We start from the raw sequence: 19,793 nt of genomic DNA, 5'->3' as shown, positions 1-19,793 counted from the left end.
ACCTCGCTAGAAAGAAAAGCCACGGCACTGAGTTTTATCTCGTGGTTAATGAAGAGGGACGACAGAACTCAGACATGTAGAAGAACGTGTACCCGTTTATTCACTAAATCGGACATACTTTTTCTCAAAAGCCTTCCTTTTAGAGATCATTTCTTGGCTACTCACTGTAAAGCAATAAATCATCTACATCATGAATCTTAATTTTTTTCTCAGGTAGCTGTTGGATCAGTCCCTCTTCCTCCAATTCCGCAAATTTACGACTGATAGTCTCAGGAGTTGTGCCTAAATAGGAAGCGATGTCCTTTTTCGCCATCGGCAGAGTGATGATAGGAGAATTGTTCATTTCAGACTCTATATTTTCGACCAAAAATAAAATCAACCGGGTGACCACATGTTCTACTGCCACTTGAGCTGTCTGCCGTTCTGAATGTTCTAATCGTTGCGACATTTCTGCGAGCAGTTTTAACGAAATTGCCGGGTACTCTTCTAAAAACCCCTGTATATCTTTTTGTTGGATCATGCAAACAGAGGTATCTCGAGTAGCCTCTGCGTATTCCTCATGCAAAGCATAAGGATTGAATAAAGTCCATTCTCCAGTAAAGTCACCCGGATTCAGAATGCGAATCAGCTGTTCTTTGCCAGAGTCGGACAAGCGATAGATACGAACTTTCCCCCGATTCACAATATACAAGGCACCCTCTCTTTCTTGTGAGCGAAATAGAAATTCGCCTTTTCTATAATGATTCGTGCGGGCTTTTTCAGCAATACGATCCATCGAGCTGTCTTCCAAATGGTTGAATATCGAAACCAAGCGGATGCAAGCTGAGTGGTCTCCTAGTGCATGTGGTTGGTTGTGTTGAGTCAACTCATTCTTCCCCTTTATCTGTTTTATTTTCATTCCTGTATGTAGTATATAAGGTCTGCACCACAAAAAAATGACGCCCATCAAGAAAACTATTTTAACGGCAAAAAATAGGAGCTGGAAAGAATCCCAACTCCAAATTTTCCGTTTTTTAATGTGTGTTTATAAAAGACCTACTCTTCGTCTTCATCAAAAGCATCATCGTCTTCCAAAGCTTCTTTGCCAATAAACGCTTGCAGCATCCAAATATTTTTATCTACATCATTTTTAAAAGCAATCAAGGTGTCTTCTAAAGCATCATCGCCCTCATCTTGTGCTAAACGGATAGCGCGAACGGTTAGTTCACGGGTGCTTCTGAAATCGTCGACAATGTTCTCAACCATTTCTTCTGCTTCAGCGTATTTATTGACCGCATTTTCTGAAAGCATGGAGTATTTTTCAAATTCAGCCGTTGTGGAAGCAGGTTTGTGACCCGAAGTGATCAAGCGCTCCGCCAGTTTATCGAACCATTCTTCGTTTTGGTTATACAGTTCTTCAAATTTTTCATGTAACGTAAAGAAGTTTGGACCTTTTACGTACCAGTGGTATTGATGCAATTTCACATGTAACGAATGCATATTTCCTAAAAGGTGATCCGCGATAGCCGCTGCGTTGATTTTTGTATGATGGACATGTTCTTTGTGTTCTTGTTCGGCTTGCAACCTTTCTTGGGCTGTTTTTTCTTGAGTTGGTTTATTTTCAGTCATGATTCATTCCTCCTATAGTTTGTTTAAAATGATTTTTTGTTCCCTACAGCTTCGATCGATGCCTCCTTTTTCTTTGTTGAACTTAATATAGGACAAAATGTCTGCAAAAAAATTGATGCCCATCAAGAAAAAATTTTTTTCTCTTGATGTAGGATTTGAGATCACAGATAAGAATTTAGATGGAAGTCCAAATCTAGAATACCAAAAGCCATGGATATTTTAGCTGAGTTAGAGAATTCAAAAAAGCTTAAACTAAACAGTATCAAGAAGCTATTTGAATGCAAATTAACTAAACACAAAATAAAACTCAGAACCGAGATGTTTCATCTCTCAGTCCTGAGCTTTGTTCTGTATATACTATTTATTATTCTTCTGCCGCAAATTGAGCCTTGTAAAGCTTCTTGTAATAGCCATCTTGCGCCAGTAATTCATCATGGCTGCCGATCTCTAAAATATTCCCTTGATCCAACACGAGAATTTTATCCGCATTTCGAATCGTCGACAAACGATGCGCAATCACAAAGCTGGTGCGTCCTTCCATCATGTGTAAGAAAGCCGCTTGGATTTTTTGTTCTGTCAGCGTATCTACCGAACTGGTCGCTTCATCTAAAATCAGCATATCCGGTTCAGAAATCATCGTCCGCGCAATCGTCAGCAATTGACGCTGCCCATCCGAGATTTTGATTCCATTGTCGCCAATACGCGTATCCAAGCCTTCCGGAAGACGCGCTACGTAATCATACATATAGGTCATTTTCAACGCTTCGAAGATTTCCTCATCCGTCGCGCTTTTGCGACCATAACGCAAGTTCGCTCGCAAAGAACCTTCAAACAACCAAGTCTCTTGCAGCACCATTCCGAAACTTTTCCGCAAACTATCCCGAGTGATGTGTCGAATATCGGTTCCATCAATTAATATGCTCCCCTTATCGACATCATAAAACCGCATCAATAAGTTGATCAATGTTGATTTCCCAGCTCCTGTTTTCCCGACAATAGCAATCGTTTCTCCAGGCTCCACTTCCAAATTAAAATCCGTGATCAACGTTTGCCCTTCTTCATACGCAAATTCTACATCCCGAAAAGAGACCGCTCCTTTGGCTTGTGTCAGTACACGAGCCGCTTCTTCATCTGGTTCTTCGATCGGCTGTTGAATGATGTCATAAGCACGGTCCAAGCCAGCCAAAGCCAATTGAATCTGCGTAGTGATTCCTGAGATCTCAATAAAAGGTTTCGTAAATTGACTGGAGTAAATCGTGAAACTGGAAATGACTCCAATCGTTACCCCGTAATTCCCGCTCAATGCCAATAATCCACCGACTAATCCCACCGAAATGTAGGCTAAGTGATCCACCACACGTGACAGAGGGTTCGTCAATGAAGAAGAAAATTGAGCTTTTTGTCCATCTACATACAAGCGCTGATTGATTTCTTCAAACAGTTCTTGAGAATCCTGTTCTTGTTGGAAGGCTTTGACAATTTTCTGATTCCGAATGCGCTCATTGATAAAACCGGACAGTTCTCCCGTAATTTTCTGCTGGCTCCTGAAATTGTGTTGGGAAGCCCGGGCTACTAACCACATCACAGTAAAAATAATCGGCGTAGCAATCAGTACCACCACCGTCAACAACGGGCTCAAATACAGCATAAACGCTAAGGCTAGCACCAAGGTAGAAACTCCTGAAAACAATTGGATAAAGACAGCAGAAATCGCAACGGAGACATTGTCCATGTCATTGGTAAAACGACTGACAATATTTCCATGTGCCGTTTGGTCATAATACCTTAGTGGAAGGCGATTTAATTGTTCAAAGGTCTCTTTCCTGAGTTCGGCAACGGATCGATAAGCAATGCGGTTCCCTAAAATCTGGATCGCCCATTGACTGATCACCGTCAACAGTAAGATTCCGCCGAACAGCACTAAAATACGGAACAATCCTGCAAAATCTACTTGCCCCGCACCAATCAATAGATCAACGGAGACCCCTATATAATACGTCATCAATACGACTGTCACACCGTTGACGATGCCAAACACACTAGCCCCGATCAACTCTTTCGGATAAGCCAGCAAATAAGGCCAAAAATAACGAATCCCTGGGGAAGATAATTTTTTCATCTTAATTCTCCTCCTGTGACGCAACTAATGCTTGATAGTCCGGTGAGGTTTCTAGTAATTCTTCATGGGTTCCTTTAGTCAGTAATCGACCGCTATCCATCAATAAAATTTCCTCAGCTTTTTGTAAAGAACGGATCCGTTGCGAAATAATCATGACAGTACAATCCAAGTCCCGCTTCAATGCTTCCCGCAAATTCAAATCGGTTTGGTAATCTAAAGCAGACAACGAATCATCCAGTATCAGCAACATTGGTTTAGCGATTAAGGCTCTGGTGATGGTCAAACGTTGGCGTTGACCACCTGAAAAGTTTTTCCCGTTTTCCATTACAAGCGAATCGAGCTGATCTGGAAGATGCTTCACGAACTCGCTAGCTTGAGCCGTCTCTAAAGCTTGCCAGCATTCTTCATCACTGGCGTCATTTTTCCCCCATTGCAAGTTCTCTCGTATCGTTCCGCTAAACAGAACGGCCGTTTGAGGAACCATCGCGATTTTTTCACGCAATTCCGCCATATCCCATTTCCGGACATCCAGCCCTAGAAAACTGACACTCCCAGCACTGGCATCGTAAAAGCGTGGGATCAATTGAGTCAAAGTAGACTTTCCACTCCCGGTCGGACCGGTTATCCCGATCATCGCCTTATCAGAAACGGAAAAGGTGATGTTCTTTAAAGACAAGCCGGCTTCCTTGCTGTACCGGAAATCGACATCCTTAAATGCCACTAATGGCGCAGAAGTATCCTCACTCGTCTTTCCTTCTTTAGGAGAAACTAAACTGGGTGTCGTGTCCAACACTTCATTCACCCGTTGTGCAGAAGCAGCAGCGCGGGTAAAAACGATCACTAAATTGGAAACCACAATCAAGGCTAACAACATCTGGTTCATGTAATTGATTAGGGCTAGAACTTGTCCTGGTTGTAAAGACCCGTTGTTTACAGAGAAACCGCCTAAGTACAATAGAATAATGACTCCTATGTTCATGATCAGGGTCGTACTGGGCGAGAGGAACGCAGAGACATTCGCCACTTTTTCATTGACTCGTGCCAATTCATCCGTGCTGCTGGCAAACTGTTTCGTGTCACTCTTTTTTCTGGCAAATGCACGAATCACCCGAACGCCGCTTAAGTTTTGAGTCACCAGCTCATTTAACGTGTCCAGACGTTGTTGCACCTTTTTGTATAAAGGCACTGTATAGCGAATGATCAACACCAAAACAACGCAAAAGATAGGCAATAACAACAGATAAAGAAACCCCATCCTGATATCAATGATAAAGGCCATCAAGACGGCACCAACACTTAAAAACGGTGCTCGAACCACCAAACGGATCAACATGGCTAAAGCCAGCTGCAATTGATTGATGTCATTTGTCATCCGTGTAATCAATGTATCTGTCCCAAATTTGTTCAAATCATCGTGCGATAACGTATTGATTTTTTTCATCAACTGATTCCGCAATTCCGTACCAAATCCTTGGGAAGCAATCGAAGAAAAATACTGACAAATCAGCGCACATACTCCGCCGACTGCCGACATCAAGACCATTAATCCTGCCATTTGCCAAATCTTCAGACTATTGCCTTGCGCCACTCCTTCATCAATCAGCTTTGCCATCAATAAAGGCAATATCAATTCAAACACAGCTTCCAAAAACTTAAAAAACGGCCCTAAAATGACTTGGCGCTTGTAGTCCTTCACATAATGCAATAACCGTACCATTGATTCACTCCTCTTGTTACAATTCCTGTTTATTATAACCTAAAACAGGTTGGAACAAACTTATAAAAATTGAGTCAACAGTGGATTCCGTAAATAAATCACAAAAAAAAACGAAGCTTTTATAAAGACTCCGTTTTTTTCATGTCCCAACAGCACTAGTTTATCCGATTACAAAAAATAAAAGAGGTACTCTTAACTTTCCAATTTCAACTTTAACTTTGCTTTAAATGTCGTTTCAATATCCTCAAACTCTAGTTTCTTCTCCAAGTATTCCATCAAATCCATACAAACCTCATAAACGTCTAGTGTTTCTTTTTCCGTGGCATATTTATACGAGATTCCATTTAAAGGTTCACTCTTATAACGAATAACCACTTCCCTAGGGTACATAATAAACTTTGCTGCCTCGTAAGGCGCACTATAAATCATTTTCGATTGCATACTCATTTCTCCATATCATTATGATTTTTGAATACGCTTTATTTTACCATTTAAGCTTTACTTTGTATCTATTTATTTGGTGGATTTTATAATTGATAAGGTTTCTATAGCCATAGCCTACACGGTTAAGTACTTTAATTTTATTATTGATACCTTCAATTTTTCCGTTTGTGTACTTGTAGGTAAAGGTATCCTGAATGTATTTTATATTTTTTTAGACTTACCTTCATGGGTTCTGAAATATGTGAATCGTTCGTTTCTAAAATTTGTACGAGCATTTCATAGTCATTACTCTCAATAGCTCTTAGAATAGACTGTTACACCTCATTGGTGTTCTTTAGAAGAGTATCATAGCCTAGCATTTCATCGACAATAGCTGATTCTAAACGCATACCGAACATAGAATAGCTCTTATATTTGGTGTACGATAGTTGAGATGCTTTCTTCAGTATCTTCTTCCAATAGCGCTTTAATCTCCGGTATTTTTTCATATCCTCACCGTTCGATGTATGGAATTGGTTCATTATGGACACTCTGGTGCGATTCATTGAACGGTTAACCAGCTGAACAAGATGAAATCGATCAATGATAATTTTAGCGTTTGGAAATAGTTCAGGAATAAAACTGATGTATCCTGCATTCATGTCGACAGTAATAGTTTGGACTTTTTTTCTTGCCATTAGGCCAAAGCGATTAAGGAAATGGTCTTTAATCGTGCGACTATCCCTCGAAGGTAAAATATCAATAATCGTTCCTTTGTCTGCATCAATGTATTCAAATGCCAATGTACTATTTGCATATTTGAATTCATCAAAAGAAAGATGCTTAGGGAGCTGAAGGTAATGAGGTTTATACTTTTTAGCTTCTTCATTAATAAATCGCTGCGTCGTTGCAGAAGAGACATTAGCCTGAAAGGAAATATCTTTTACAGATTGAGCCGTAGAAGCGAGGTTTAGAATATTTGCTTTTACATAATGTGAGATAAAGCAATTTTCTTTAACCACAGGCGTTTTAGCAGTAAAGGTAGCCCCACATTCCTTACACTGAAATCGTTGTTTTTTAAGCAACAAGTAAGTGGGTTTGACTCCGCTCATAGGTATAGTAATCCGCGATTTCTGCGTTCCATTACGATAGACGGAATAATTCACATTTGGAGCATGGCATTTCATGCATTCCTTAGGAATGTAAGTTAGAGTTCCTTTAATGTATTTACATTCTTTCCCTTTAAAGTGACCCTGTACTACACAATTATCTTCAAATACAATATTTTTATCTTGAATGTCTAATACTTTTCGCATATCATTTGATGTAGGCAAGTGAGTTCTCTCCTTTGAATGGGTTGTGGTGACTTTAATTCTACAGGAGAACTCACTTGTTTTCTATTTTTTCTATAAAAAAGACGTTAACAAGTTTTCGCTCACCAACGTCATATATTGTACAACCACAATTGAACTGAAATGATATCTGGTTTCTTTGTCATAAATAAAACCTCTTGATAAACTTGAACTACATCAAGTTTATCAAGAGGTTCATTTTTTCGATAGGCACCGTTCTATTGGGCGCTTACAATTAATTTACACTTTGTGCAGCCGCAAATTCTCTACCTGCAATAATTCTCTTAGAATATTCTTCTTTCAAATTCTCATTTTCATTTCTTACTATCCCTGGAATCAAGAACGCATCAATAAGCACCCATACTCCGACTATGATAAAAAATATTGCTCCTACAAAAAAGGCGATAGTTAACCAACCAATTAAATTTAAGAGAAGTATCGTAATTCCACTTCCTTTTCGTCCTAAGTACATTCTATGCACACCTATAGAACCTAAAAAAAACCACAATAAGTACGCAACACCGACACCTTTTTGATTATTTGAAACTTCTGAATTTACTAATATTTTTTCTTGATTAGACAGTTGGTTGTACATTTGTATTGCTCCTTCTATGTTTTATTGCGCTTCAACGGATTTTAGCAAAGCATCATATTCATCTTCGTATGTCTCTGACTCTACCAATACTACATTAGCTTTGAAGGGGATAGTTTCTAAAAAATCTTCTTTATCAGAATCATAACTGTATTGAGTATCAACTCTTAAATCATACGTAACTTCATACTCATACGCATCAATTTGTTTCAAACCTTTTACTTCAGCACTATAGTTTACTGAGGAAATCGTCTCGTCATCATATGTTTTTTGTGCATTATTGAAGAGTGTTTGATACATTGTGTTTTCTTCCCCATCAACCATAGACTCTGCTAATTGTTTTCTAAATGTGTCATCAAAATCATTACCATAGTAAGTCAAATTATCAGTCATCTGATAAATCATATCGATTAATTCTTGAGCTCCATATTCGTCAAGTATGTCAAAAGTAAAAGAGTAATACTCATCATAATTTTCAAGCTCCAATTGATAAGATTCCAACACTTCAGTAGCAAATTCTTTCTCCACACTTAAATAACTATCTTCTTGCCAGGATATAGGACCAAACGATCCTTCTCCATCTTTTAGTTGACCAATCTCTTTATCATTTAAATAAACTTGGGCGTCTGGAATATTTGAAGTAACTTCGATATTAACACCAGACAGAGATAAATCGACATAATTCGTATCATTTCCTCCACTAAAGAAAACTTCTTGTTCATTCATCAAAGGAATGCCATATTGTTCAACATTAGATGCAAAAGCATACCTTCCTGGAGACAACGGACCAATCTTTTGGGTATAATCTGAACGATCGGCTATTCCAACTTCTTTGCCATTTAATGTGATTACAGCATTTTCCATATTTGTTGATAATTCCGCATAAACAGGATTAACCATCATTTCATAGTGGTCAAAAAAGAACAAATCTTTTCCTTCTTGCTTCAAATAAATTTCATTAGAAGAATCTGCTGCTGCGAACTCATCCTCCATCCGAGTAGTTAATAAACGAATGTATTCCTTATCTTCATTTATATAATCAGCATAAGGTTGCATATTTTCTTCTGTCAATTCGAAATTTAAGTCCTCAGTAGAAATGGCTTTTGCAATTTTTGCTGCATCTCCGGTATTAATCATTTCAATATAACGACTGACTTGGTTTTCTCTTGTATAATAGTTATTTGCAAAAGCAAAACCTCCTGCAAATAAGAGTACAACTACAGTAATAAGAATAATTCCAATTTTTTGTATTTTTGTAAGTGATTTTAATTTCATTTTAGCTTTAGCTAAATCCACTTTTTGAACATTTTTTTTCAGTGCATCAACATCTACAAGTTTCTGTTCCTTTGTAGGTTCAGTTCCTAATAAATGTCCACAATTCTCACAAAACTTTGCACCATCTTCATTTGTGAAGCTACATTTTTTACACATCAATATTTTTTACCTCCTTTGATTTAGCTTAGAATAGAGAATCCATAATAATATCTTCCAATACTGATACAACTGTTTCTGATCCAATTCGGGCAACGACGAACCATACCAAGAACAACACTAAAGTTGCAATAATTCCAACATAGAATCTATCCATTTTTGATTTCCCATCACTTTTATATAAATAATTAGCAAATGCAAAAAATGAGACCATAAAAGATAGTATGTATAAAATACTCATGAAATCAGCAAATCCTACACCTGTAATCAATGCCAACACCATAATAATTGCATGAAGCAAAACGGAACTAGAAAAATAACCTCCATATTGTGTTGCTGTTGTAAGAAATGAATGTTCTGATTGATAAAACAGTTTCTTTACACCATGTACGACAAAAACGGAAAGAAAATTAAACAACGTCAAAAGTAGAAAAACTCCTAAAAGCATCCTAAAGCCAATCGAAACATAACTATAGCTATAACTATCCATTGAAAGAAACCATACACTCAACACTTGAATCAAACTCAATAGTATAAATTGAATCACACCATTGATTGATGACCCTTCGTTCAAACTTTTTGATGGTTTTACTAAAGTAGTTTTAAAATAAGCAAAATACCCATGAGACATGGTTGAGATTTTTTCTTTGTCAATATTAATAGCACTTAAGTTGATAACTTGTTCACCTTTAGTTGAACTAGGCTGGTGGTTAGGCATTTCTTCACTTATCGTATTTGCACCACACCCATTACAAAATTTCGCGCCTTCTTTTATTTCATTTCCACAATTTGAACAATACTTCATTCTTCCACTCCTCCAACTTTTTACCCTTCAATCTAAAAATTTCATTATAAACAAAAACTCTTTCATCTATAATTATGTAATTAATCATGAAATGATCTTTACTCACATGGCAATTTTAACTTACAACTAACTTCCTTTCTTTTACCACTTTTTTTCTTAGAACATCACTTATATGTATTAATTATTCATCTATTTCTAAAAGAGAATCAACTTATTGTAATGAATTTATAGTATCCCTATTTTTATCGGTCAACAACGTTATTTAATTAAGGGCTTCTTCTACTAATTAACAACTTTGTCACAATACTGATAGAGTAGAAAATATCTCTCTATAAATTTAAATCACTAGAAATTAATACCATTGTCATCAGTTTTTGTTAAATCAATGCCTCCCGATGCATATTCCCACTCTCCATTATCTACATAATATATAAACAGTCTCTCATGTCTGCTCGGATCAAAACCATAACTAAATTGGTAAAAAGGACGACCGCTTGGACGAAAATAAACAGTAGCTATGTAATCTCTCACTTCTCCATCTTCACTGTTTTTGAAATATTGAGCAACTTCGCGTTCAAATACCTCAACTGCTTCTTCGTGACTCTGGTAATTTTTCAACTTACTTTTTTCTTCTTTATAACGATTATAATAAGGCTTAAATTTCTCTTTTATTTCTATGGTAGATTGATTTAAAACCGAATACAGTTCATGACTTTGATTTATCGGATAAAGCGTCTCTGAGTCTTCCGTTTCTAATACTAAGTCATCGCCATTTTTTGTGAAAGTTAAATCTGTCTCTACAATTTGCTCAGGAATATCCCATAACGGACTATAATACTCTGAACTACTTTCTAACTGTGCATCTTGGTCTACATAAAAAGCTGGTACATAAGAAGTAAGATGCATTGTATTGTCTTCAATTTCTTGGTTCAAAACATATCCCTCAAAAAAAAAATCAGAGTTCATCGTTCCACTATGAAAAATCCCATCTTTTATGACAACAAACATAGCACCAACATAATTTTCTTCTTCCATTTCTTGAACCCAAACCCCTTCAACATCTTCAAGTTTGTTTTTTTGGTATTCTTCTTTAACAGGAGATGTATTCTTGTCAGGAGATTCCTTTCTTACTCCAGAAGAAGCATCTTCCGATGACTTCTCATTAGCTACTGCATTTTTTTCATTAGTTGTATCACATGCTGCCAATATAAATAGCGCAACTGCTCCTAACAAGATCAATCCTAATCTCTTCATTCCATTTTCCTCCTCATAGTACTTAATTCATGCCATAAAGCAACACTACTAAACTCATTATGTTATTTCTTACATTTACCTCAACCATCACACTAAGCATCATCAGCATGCCTACTATTTGAACGCATAAAAATCCCTCCTAAAGTAGTTTTACTTTTTACAGTATCTACTTTAGGGAGAGCATATCACGCTTTCACAGCATAAGCTTATTTCTATTCCTCTTTTAATACAGCCAAAAAGTCTATCAGTTTTTCGGCTAACTCCTTGCTCGATAGAAGCATGCAGATCCGGCTGCTGTCCTTCCAACTCTTCCGGCCAAGCCATCTCGCTTTCCCATTTCCGTCTCTGCTTCCGCAACAAATCAATCATATGCCAATAGACTTTTTGATAGGCATATCCGCCGAATTGTTTTAAATACTCCTCTTGTTCCAAGTCTCTTGGGTATGTTTCGTAAGCCTCCACTAATTTTATGAGACCTTGCTGTACAAAATCCTCGTAATCCGGATGCATACGCCACATTCCTAATCGTTTCAACGCTCCATGAACCATTCCTGAATACTGATCAAAAAAATCCTGTTCCTTTTCTTCCGTCAATTTTCTTATCATTCATTGTCATATCCTTCAAGTGGTGTTACAAGGCCTTGTACACTTGTAGAATACCGCTTGCGCTACAATTCAACAAAGAAGCAAACAGAACAAAAAAGATTCCAAACATTTCTGTGATAGGAAGTTTGGAGTAAAAATATATCTATTTACAAATTTAGATAAATCTTTATATAACAGTCTTTTTATTTGCAAATGAACAACATAACATTCTGTAGTCTTCTCAGAAAATTCAGTAACCCCATTACAGATCACTTTCGCAGTCTACTCCATAAACTTACCCATTTTCAGGTCAAACTTGAATGCAATGACAACTTCATCAACTTTTGTATCATTAAAATTCTGTTTCTTCATTCCCACTTTCAGTTAAAGCCTAAAAATTATATACTAGCTTAGAAGTGGAAGATGGAATTGTACACTACTATTTCCATTGTTATGCTGGAACTTGAAGAAAAGTTACTCCCTTCCTGTTTAGAGATGAGAAACCATCGACATAAGATATTTTGAAATTAGCACTAACTATTATAGATAATGCTTTAGAGAAATAAAATTTTGGCCATTGATACGCAATATATTAGTAGCCTTTTCTTCCGCATTAATTAGTTCTATGTCTCGCACTTACTGGCTCTAAACTCTGCACAGGCGGCTCAATCTGTCCGCAATACTCAGCTGGTACTAATAGTGCGCTGAGAGACATCGTTGAAGTGCAACTCCAGAATCTTACGGTATTGAATCATGAAAAAACCTCCTGTATAAAGTGTCATGCCCGATGGCATGCAATATCATTATACAGAAGGTTTCTTTTATTAAGCTATATATTTAAGTGGCTCTCTTGCACGCAATTGTTGGCTCTATTTCCCGCAATTACTGGCTCCTTATTCCGCACAGTTGGCTCTATTCATATGCAATATTCAGATACTATGATAGCTGAATCAAATCCAAATTCCTCCATCACACCTAATGTATTGACGGCATTTTCGTAAGTACTAGTCGCTTTGGTTTCAGGAATAACTTGTTCTTCTCGGATTCCAAATCTTTGATAACCTTGTACATTGCTTTCTGTTACTGGAGAAACAATCATCTTTCCTGACTCACTCAATCCTTCCTGTAACAACTCTGCCGCTCGGTAAGCTCTCACGTAGTCTTGTCCTTCTGCTACAATGATCACATCAGACTGCGTAGGCTCTTCATCCACAATTAGATTGTTTATAATGATTGAATAACTAACAATAAAAACTAGTCCAATAAGTAAAATAACGCTTATTGTAATTTTTCTTTTGACCATCTGGAACTCCTTATGGGTTATTAAACAAAAGGATTAAACCAGTCAAATGATTTAATCCTTTCAGTCATTCTATTCTGTTTTATCAGTAAATATCTGTTGAACTCTCTCGTAACTTTCTACTGTTCCAATATCATACCGTTTGCCCTCAAATAAATAGGCATGAACTTTAGAATGTTGAACAAAGTAAGGAATCAATTGTCCAGGTGCATCTGGATTATTTCCTTCATCAAGATATTGAGTGATCAAAGGCAATGTGCTTTCTTGTAAAATATACAAAGTGGGCACACAATACTTAGATTTTGGTTCAGCCGGTTTCTCTTCAAAACCGATTACTTTTTGATTCTCATCAATTTCCGCAATTCCATTGCGCTTTAACTGCTCAATATTGTCTTCTGCATAAGTTGCAATGCAGCTTGTTTTCACTTGGTCATAGAAGCTGACAAAATCAGTCAGTTCAAACTCAAATAGATTATCCCCTGCTAATACCATTAAGTCATCCTGAATGTCTAACTGTTCAATCACGTATTGAATATCGCCAATAGCTCCTAAACGCGTTTCGTTAGTCATTGTCCCATCGTTTACTATAGTCAATTTCTTACTGTAGTCTGCTTCGTTTGACCATTCTTCGAAATGACCAGCGAATTTATCATTCGTTACAATAATGATTTCATCGATTTCTTTCACGCTGTCCATCTTTCCAGTAATGTAATCCAAAATCGTTTTGCCGGCTACTTCAAGCAATGGTTTTGGACGATCTTTCGTTAATGGATACAAACGTGTGGCATATCCTGCTGCCAGTACAATAGCTTTCATCTATTTCACTGCCTCCAAATCTAATTCTACTAAACCTGCACCATCTGCTGTTTGACAAAAGTTCACTTCATACAAGTCTTTGTATTTCGGATGTTGCTTAGTATATTCAGCATCAATTTTAGCTTTAATCTGCTCTTTATAAGCTGGATTGACTAAACCAATGACAGCGCCACGATATCCCGCTCCACTTGGACGAGCTCCATAGACTCCTTCACACTCTCGCAACAAATCGTAAATATCTTTCATTTCTGGAATCCCTGATTCATATTGGTAGAAAGAGCTTTCCCCAGATTCAAACATCAGCTGGCCAAATCGATTCAAGTCTCCTGCTGCCCAAGCTTTTGCGCCTTCTTGGACACGCCCTTGTTCTGTATAGAAGTGAGCCACACGTTTACGAAAACGCTCAGGAAGCTGGTCTTTATAGGTTTCATAAATTTCGACCGGAATATTCCGCAACCATACTTTGTCTAAAGAAGGAGTAAATTCGATACCGCTCAATTCTTGTAGCAACCAGCCTGAAACGCGAATTTCATCCACGCGGTTATTGAAGTCCGTTCCCATCAATTGCTTGGAAATCCCAGAGTACACCACAATGACTTCAAACTCCGGCATACTGACTCCTTTTTCTATCAATTCGTATTCATTCGTTTTACAATCCATGACCATTAAGTGGTTATCCATACTTAAAATATTCGCTGACTGATCTAAGATACCGTTTTTCAATCCGATGAATTCTGTTTCTACCCAATGACTGTATTTAATCAAATCCATTTTAGAAACTTCAATATCATTCACATCACATAAAGCCATCAAATAAGCTGTCGTCACAGCCGCAGAAGAACTCAGTCCACCGATTGGTAACTTACCACTAACAACGCCAGATAAACCTTTTTTTCAACACATAATCTTGCTGTAATGCTAACACCGCTCCGCGCAAATAATTTCCCCAAAAACCTGGCACATAATCGGATTCATGACTCAAATGAAAATATTCCTTATCTGGAAAATCCAAACTATGAACTTCTATGTAGCCATCTTCTCTAGGTACATAAACCATATCTACGCTAGCATTTAATGTCATGCCCGTCACTCGTCCGCCTTGAAAATCTGAATGAGCTCCGATTGGACAAATCCGTAATGGGGAACACACAGCACGAATATCTATTTCATCAAACCGTTTTTTAACTTCCCGAACTAATTGCTTCATCATCTTCCTCCTCGCATCCATCTTTTTCATTTTATGTTCTTATAGATCCATAATCTCTATATTATCATAGCCTTTTTATTTTCATATAAAAATGAATAAATATTCTCAAAATATCCACTTTCCTATTTTACGTTTTGATAAACTTTCAAAAATATTTTTAGTAAAAAGGGCACTTACGTTTAGGAAATAAAAACACTTCACATTAGCGATGTCTCCATAAAATAGACACTTAAAATAGTGAAACTATTTTAGGCGGATTTTTATTTTTGTATGTTCGTATAGTAAACACGCGATTGAATAACTTAAACGATACCTTAAAATGTATTAGAATAAATATATTTTAAAGAGCTAAGCGAAACATTCGATTTATTATTAAGTAGTCCATGTTCAAAAAAATGTGAAAAATCTAGAATATGACCTACAGAATATTTAAGCTACATTGTAAAAAAATGATTATAGTACGGGAAGTCAAAAAATTCCACAAGAATAGAAAACTGGCATCGTCAAAAACCACTTATATCAGCGTTTGTTATATAAAAAGAGCTGAAAAGCACCAGCTTTCTTATACTAATGTCCATTCATAAGTTTAAAGATATTAAAAATCTGGTTCTGTCTAATTGACAAGCGACAATGATTGTGAAAAGTTAGATTCTATCCAACCGATGATAAAAAGTTACGAACGAAAGTAGGGTCATTAAAAACTCGAATAAGAACTCTGAAGAGCACGATGTTCTAAAAAACAGGTTAAGTACAAAGCTCTCAAGGAACGTACTTTGACGAAAGGTTTGTTAACTAATATCATCGAACTTAAATATCATAATCTTTTCAGAGATCACATAAGTTTTATATTAAAGGAAAACTTAAAGGTAGAATAGTAAGATTATGGAACTCACTACTAATTATAGTAATAATTAATTTTCTAAAAAATCGCAACGAGTAGTCGTAAAAGTAAATAATGGTCTTTTTAATTGTCGATTTATCAAACTCAATTATTTAATTAGAAATAAATTATACTTTATTACAACTAAAAAAAACTTTTGCCATATTTTCATTCTGAGTATTATCTGCTATTAAAAGTTGCTACTTTACTTTTTGTATAGTAATTACTTTATTAATCATATTAAAAATATTAAAGAGCAGTAATGGTTCACCTGTTACCTATTTTTACTGCAGGCGACGCCCAAATTTCATTTACTCCTGTCGATTTTGTTAAAACAGCATTTGCTCCAATAACCGTTCGTTCTCCCACTGTAAGTACACCTGATTTACATAATATTTTAGCGCCCGCGCACACTACTGTTCCATCTTCTATTATGATTTTTTCCATTTTCGATTTTTCTCTAACTATATAGGAATCTGCTCTTCCTATGGTAACCCCATGGTAGATAGAAACATGATTTTTAATGATAGTTTCTGGATGAATTACTATGTTTCCCCCCAAATGTGGAAACATTATATTATCTCCAACAATTACTTGTTGTGGTATTTCAACACCTATAATTTTTAGTAAAGCTGTACATATTTTACCGATATTTTTATTTTTTCTATTTCTGATTAAAAAATAAAACAGTTTACTCATTTAATGCACCTCATATTGTTTTTTATAAATAATTATAAGTAAATAATGTATCTTGGACATAACAATTAAAAGTAACCAAAAAAAACATAACTTCATTATATTTTTTTGTTCTTCATCCATCATTAGTTTTAAATTTAGTTCTATATTGATATCTCTAAGTTTAGATATTGCAAATATTGTTCTTAAGCACACCTAATTCTTAGTTACTAGTGCCATTTTTTCCACTATTATTTCTTTTTTGTTTACCCTGTAATTTAATTTAGTTCTGTTATCTAACTTTATTATTCACGCATTCCATATTAGTTTTTAAAAAGTTACCTTTAATGGATTCTGCAACTTTAGTATAAAACTACTAAAAATCGAAGAAAAACAATTTCCATGGCATGGCGGTTTAGTGTTCTATAGAGGTACCAGCTATTCATGGCGTATCTTATAACTATAAATTAGATTCTTAATTTATTGCTATTCCTTCGATGTAGACTTATAAGTTAAAAAAGCGTATTTAAGCATTTTATATAATTTCTAGTAATTATATCATTTGTACTTTGCTACTTTACTAAAAGTATAAAACAAACTTCCATAGAATACTTACTCTCTATAATACTAATGTATTCATAATGTATTCATAATCTATTCTGATCTACTTTATATGATTGCTAGAAGAGACACTAATAGATAAAAAAAGTCTATATTCTCACATTTTTTTCATAGGTGATTGTTATTGAGGTTTTAAAAAAAGCTATATTGAATAACAGTTAATTTTTTTGCAGCATTTCTATCATTCAGCAGCCCTTACCCTTACTACTTCACCGATTTCTATTCTCCTTAAAGTAATAAGCTATTATTCTTAACGTATTTGATAATTAATGTTCATAAGAAAACTGAACCTTAATTGTAAAGAAAGTATTATATACAGAACAAAGTGATGTATGATTAAAATATAATATTCGTAACTATAATCAAACGTCAATTTTCGTACAGGTAATTTTCTACCCATAACACTTAGCTTCATCAAAAGTAAAAATTATTTTAGTTACTTATTTCTTTTCTTAAGAGACTTTATTATTTCTACAATTGGAGTCATTAGATTTCTGTTCGTAACTAATAAGATTATGAACAGTATAGCTTCAATAATTGTCTCACTAACTCTTTCCAATTGCATCATCAATATTCCTATTTGTATAAAAATAATAATTACATTACTTGTAAATAGTCTCCAGTTAATTTCTATATCTATAAACTGCTTTGTGTCAAAAAATCGTATTACAAACATAACGAAAAAACTTGCCATTGACGAAATTCCTGCTCCTTCAATACCTAATGTAGGTATTAATAGCAGGTTGAAAATCATACTGGTAATCCCTCCATATACAGAAGTTTTAAAGACACCCTTAGTTTTCTTTGCTGCAATGTAATTTGTACCAAAAAAACCAGAAAAGGAAGAAAAAACAGCTCCCAAAAGTAAAAACGGAACTACTCGCCAAGCCTCATAATATTCACTAGCAAATAGAAAATCAAACAAAACTTTAACAATAGCTATTATTGCTGATGTTCCAAGAAACATTATAGACGATAAGTAACTAAATACATTAGTATAAAATTTCGACTTATTTTCATTCTCGTACTCTTCAATTGCTGATAACTGCCAAGCTTGAGTAAAAACTTGATTTACTATATTAATTAGCGCAGGTATTCTACTTGCAATAGCAAATAACCCATTAGCACTTGAATTAATAAAGAAGAAAATGAAGTATCTACTGGAAGCACTTATCACCCACCACATTAGTGAGTTAGGAACCATGGGTATTGAATAGTTTAATAATCTTTTAGTTAGTTTTAAATTTAGACTACTAAAACGTATTTCTTTATACACTTTAGTCGTTAAAATTAAAAAAACTATAGAAATTACATACGCAAAAATAATAGATAAAAAATATCCAAAAACACCTAATTCAAAATAAACTAGGAACAAAATATTCAGAATCCCAGTATTCAATGTTAATAACATACCATTCATTGAGAATATTTTAATGTTATTAGTAGCTCGTGCATACTGAGAGAAAACTCGCTCAAAAATTATAAGGAGTAAAATAAAATAAAGAAATAATAAATTATTTCCTAAAATACCTAAATACTTCAATATTGGATAAAATAAAAAAGCGATTAAACAGCCTATTACACTTACAAAAAAAGAATTTGATATAATTACGTCAGTAGACTGATTTTTATCCATAATAAACCTTAAAACTGCTTCATAAATGCCTGCAGAAACTATGGGAACGAACATAGAGGCTGTAGTCATTACCAGATCAACTCCTCCATACTCCCCTGTGGATAGATAATGCGTATATAAAGGAACAAGAATAAGTGAAATAAGCTTACTTCCTAAATTTCCAATAGCAAAAATAAATGAGTTGCCTACTAATTTTTTATACGAATTCACGTTTCACACCTATTTTCTAATTACATTTTAATTAATTCATTTTTTTTATTTTATTTGTCAAGCTATGTTAAACAGTCTTTATTCATTTAACATAACTCAACGATAACTTTAATACTATACAAATTATAACGATTTTCTTAGGGCTTAATTCCTTTTAGAATTCACCGAAAAATCAGAAGAACCGTTTGAATGACATTTCTAGCTTAGCAAGGTAGATAATGTTAATACTTTAATTAGTGACTACCGAATTGATGAAAAAGTTGCTATCATCATACTCTCTTTCATTTTCTGACGATTGGATTAATTGTAAATCTTTTACCCTTGGAGTCAGAAAAAAGCCGTGTACGATGATAGGGAAGTATCTATGTATAGTCCAAAAAAACAGTCACACGAAACTAGCCTTTGAAAGTTTAATCAACTATTGGGATTTAAATGATTAATTAATGCCTACTGAACAATTGGGCTAATTTGAAATGGAGAAAAGTTCAATAGAACTAAACAGCTTTTTTTCCGATTTTTCAGTTGTCCAAAAAAAGAGCGCAAGCGATTGCGATTAATGTTA

18 protein-coding genes and 1 pseudogene are annotated in these 19,793 nt (G+C 35.3%); all 19 read right to left on the bottom strand.

Translation table 11 applies throughout. The features are described from left to right. Positions 1-157: 157 nt before the first annotated feature. Entirely contained in the window at positions 158-898 is a 741-nt protein-coding gene (locus ACEN4I_RS11450) for a Crp/Fnr family transcriptional regulator (RefSeq protein WP_407127775.1), read from the bottom strand. Positions 899-1,035: 137 nt separating this feature from the next. Next, a complete protein-coding gene (locus tag ACEN4I_RS11445) occupies positions 1,036-1,608 on the bottom strand; it encodes a Dps family protein (protein WP_407127773.1) in 573 nt (190 codons plus the stop codon). A gap of 364 nt (positions 1,609-1,972) precedes the next feature. Next, entirely contained in the window at positions 1,973-3,727 is a 1,755-nt protein-coding gene (locus tag ACEN4I_RS11440) for an ABC transporter ATP-binding protein (protein WP_407127771.1), read from the bottom strand. Position 3,728: 1 nt separating this feature from the next. Continuing rightward, positions 3,729-5,444 (bottom strand): ABC transporter ATP-binding protein, encoded by a 1,716-nt coding sequence (locus ACEN4I_RS11435; protein WP_407127769.1) that lies wholly within the window; start codon positions 5,442-5,444, stop codon positions 3,729-3,731. 192 nt (positions 5,445-5,636) lie between these two features. After that, on the bottom strand, positions 5,637-5,885 hold the full coding sequence (locus ACEN4I_RS11430; protein ID WP_407127767.1) for a hypothetical protein: 249 nt from the start codon (positions 5,883-5,885) through the stop codon (positions 5,637-5,639). 43 nt (positions 5,886-5,928) lie between these two features. Then, on the bottom strand, positions 5,929-6,036 hold the full coding sequence (locus ACEN4I_RS11425) for a hypothetical protein (RefSeq protein ID WP_407127819.1): 108 nt from the start codon (positions 6,034-6,036) through the stop codon (positions 5,929-5,931). A 166-nt stretch (positions 6,037-6,202) separates the two neighbouring features. After that, positions 6,203-7,201, bottom strand: a complete 999-nt coding sequence (locus ACEN4I_RS11420) for an ISL3 family transposase (protein WP_407127765.1) — start codon at positions 7,199-7,201, stop codon at positions 6,203-6,205. A 253-nt stretch (positions 7,202-7,454) separates the two neighbouring features. Continuing rightward, on the bottom strand, positions 7,455-7,814 hold the full coding sequence (locus tag ACEN4I_RS11415) for a TM2 domain-containing protein (RefSeq protein WP_407127763.1): 360 nt from the start codon (positions 7,812-7,814) through the stop codon (positions 7,455-7,457). A 21-nt stretch (positions 7,815-7,835) separates the two neighbouring features. After that, entirely contained in the window at positions 7,836-9,242 is a 1,407-nt protein-coding gene (locus tag ACEN4I_RS11410; RefSeq protein WP_407127817.1) for a zinc ribbon domain-containing protein, read from the bottom strand. 28 nt (positions 9,243-9,270) lie between these two features. After that, positions 9,271-10,047: a zinc-ribbon domain-containing protein gene (locus tag ACEN4I_RS11405; RefSeq protein ID WP_407127762.1), complete on the bottom strand. Its 777-nt coding sequence runs from the start codon at positions 10,045-10,047 to the stop codon at positions 9,271-9,273. Between the two features lie 345 nt (positions 10,048-10,392). Beyond that, the gene (locus ACEN4I_RS11400; RefSeq protein ID WP_407127761.1) at positions 10,393-11,301 is read right to left on the bottom strand and encodes a hypothetical protein; all 909 of its coding nucleotides are present in this window, start codon (positions 11,299-11,301) and stop codon (positions 10,393-10,395) included. Between the two features lie 171 nt (positions 11,302-11,472). Next, positions 11,473-11,907 (bottom strand): RNA polymerase sigma factor, encoded by a 435-nt coding sequence (locus tag ACEN4I_RS11395; protein ID WP_407127760.1) that lies wholly within the window; start codon positions 11,905-11,907, stop codon positions 11,473-11,475. Positions 11,908-12,802: 895 nt separating this feature from the next. Next, on the bottom strand, positions 12,803-13,189 hold the full coding sequence (locus ACEN4I_RS11390) for a YdcF family protein (RefSeq protein ID WP_407127758.1): 387 nt from the start codon (positions 13,187-13,189) through the stop codon (positions 12,803-12,805). A 69-nt stretch (positions 13,190-13,258) separates the two neighbouring features. After that, a complete protein-coding gene (locus ACEN4I_RS11385; RefSeq protein ID WP_407127756.1) occupies positions 13,259-14,002 on the bottom strand; it encodes a nucleotidyltransferase family protein in 744 nt (247 codons plus the stop codon). Then, positions 14,003-14,614, bottom strand: a complete 612-nt coding sequence (locus ACEN4I_RS11380; RefSeq protein ID WP_407127815.1) for a hypothetical protein — start codon at positions 14,612-14,614, stop codon at positions 14,003-14,005. It lies immediately after the preceding gene. 93 nt (positions 14,615-14,707) lie between these two features. Next, positions 14,708-14,860: pseudogene (locus ACEN4I_RS11375) on the bottom strand (galactokinase); the annotation flags it as partial. 10 nt (positions 14,861-14,870) lie between these two features. After that, positions 14,871-15,212 carry a galactokinase family protein gene (locus tag ACEN4I_RS11370; protein WP_407127754.1) on the bottom strand — a complete coding sequence of 114 codons (342 nt, stop codon included), beginning with the start codon at positions 15,210-15,212 and terminating at the stop codon, positions 14,871-14,873. Positions 15,213-16,356: 1,144 nt separating this feature from the next. Beyond that, positions 16,357-16,788: a hypothetical protein gene (locus ACEN4I_RS11365; protein ID WP_407127752.1), complete on the bottom strand. Its 432-nt coding sequence runs from the start codon at positions 16,786-16,788 to the stop codon at positions 16,357-16,359. A 1,033-nt stretch (positions 16,789-17,821) separates the two neighbouring features. Beyond that, positions 17,822-19,231 carry a lipopolysaccharide biosynthesis protein gene (locus ACEN4I_RS11360; protein ID WP_407127750.1) on the bottom strand — a complete coding sequence of 470 codons (1,410 nt, stop codon included), beginning with the start codon at positions 19,229-19,231 and terminating at the stop codon, positions 17,822-17,824. Between the last annotated feature and the right edge of the window lie 562 nt (positions 19,232-19,793).

Source organism: Desemzia sp. FAM 23990 (genome assembly GCF_045528485.1).
Classification (GTDB): Bacteria; Bacillota; Bacilli; order Lactobacillales; family Carnobacteriaceae; genus Desemzia.
The sequence above is the reverse complement of the archived record's forward strand: the minus strand, read 5'-3'. Positions and strand labels throughout refer to the sequence as shown.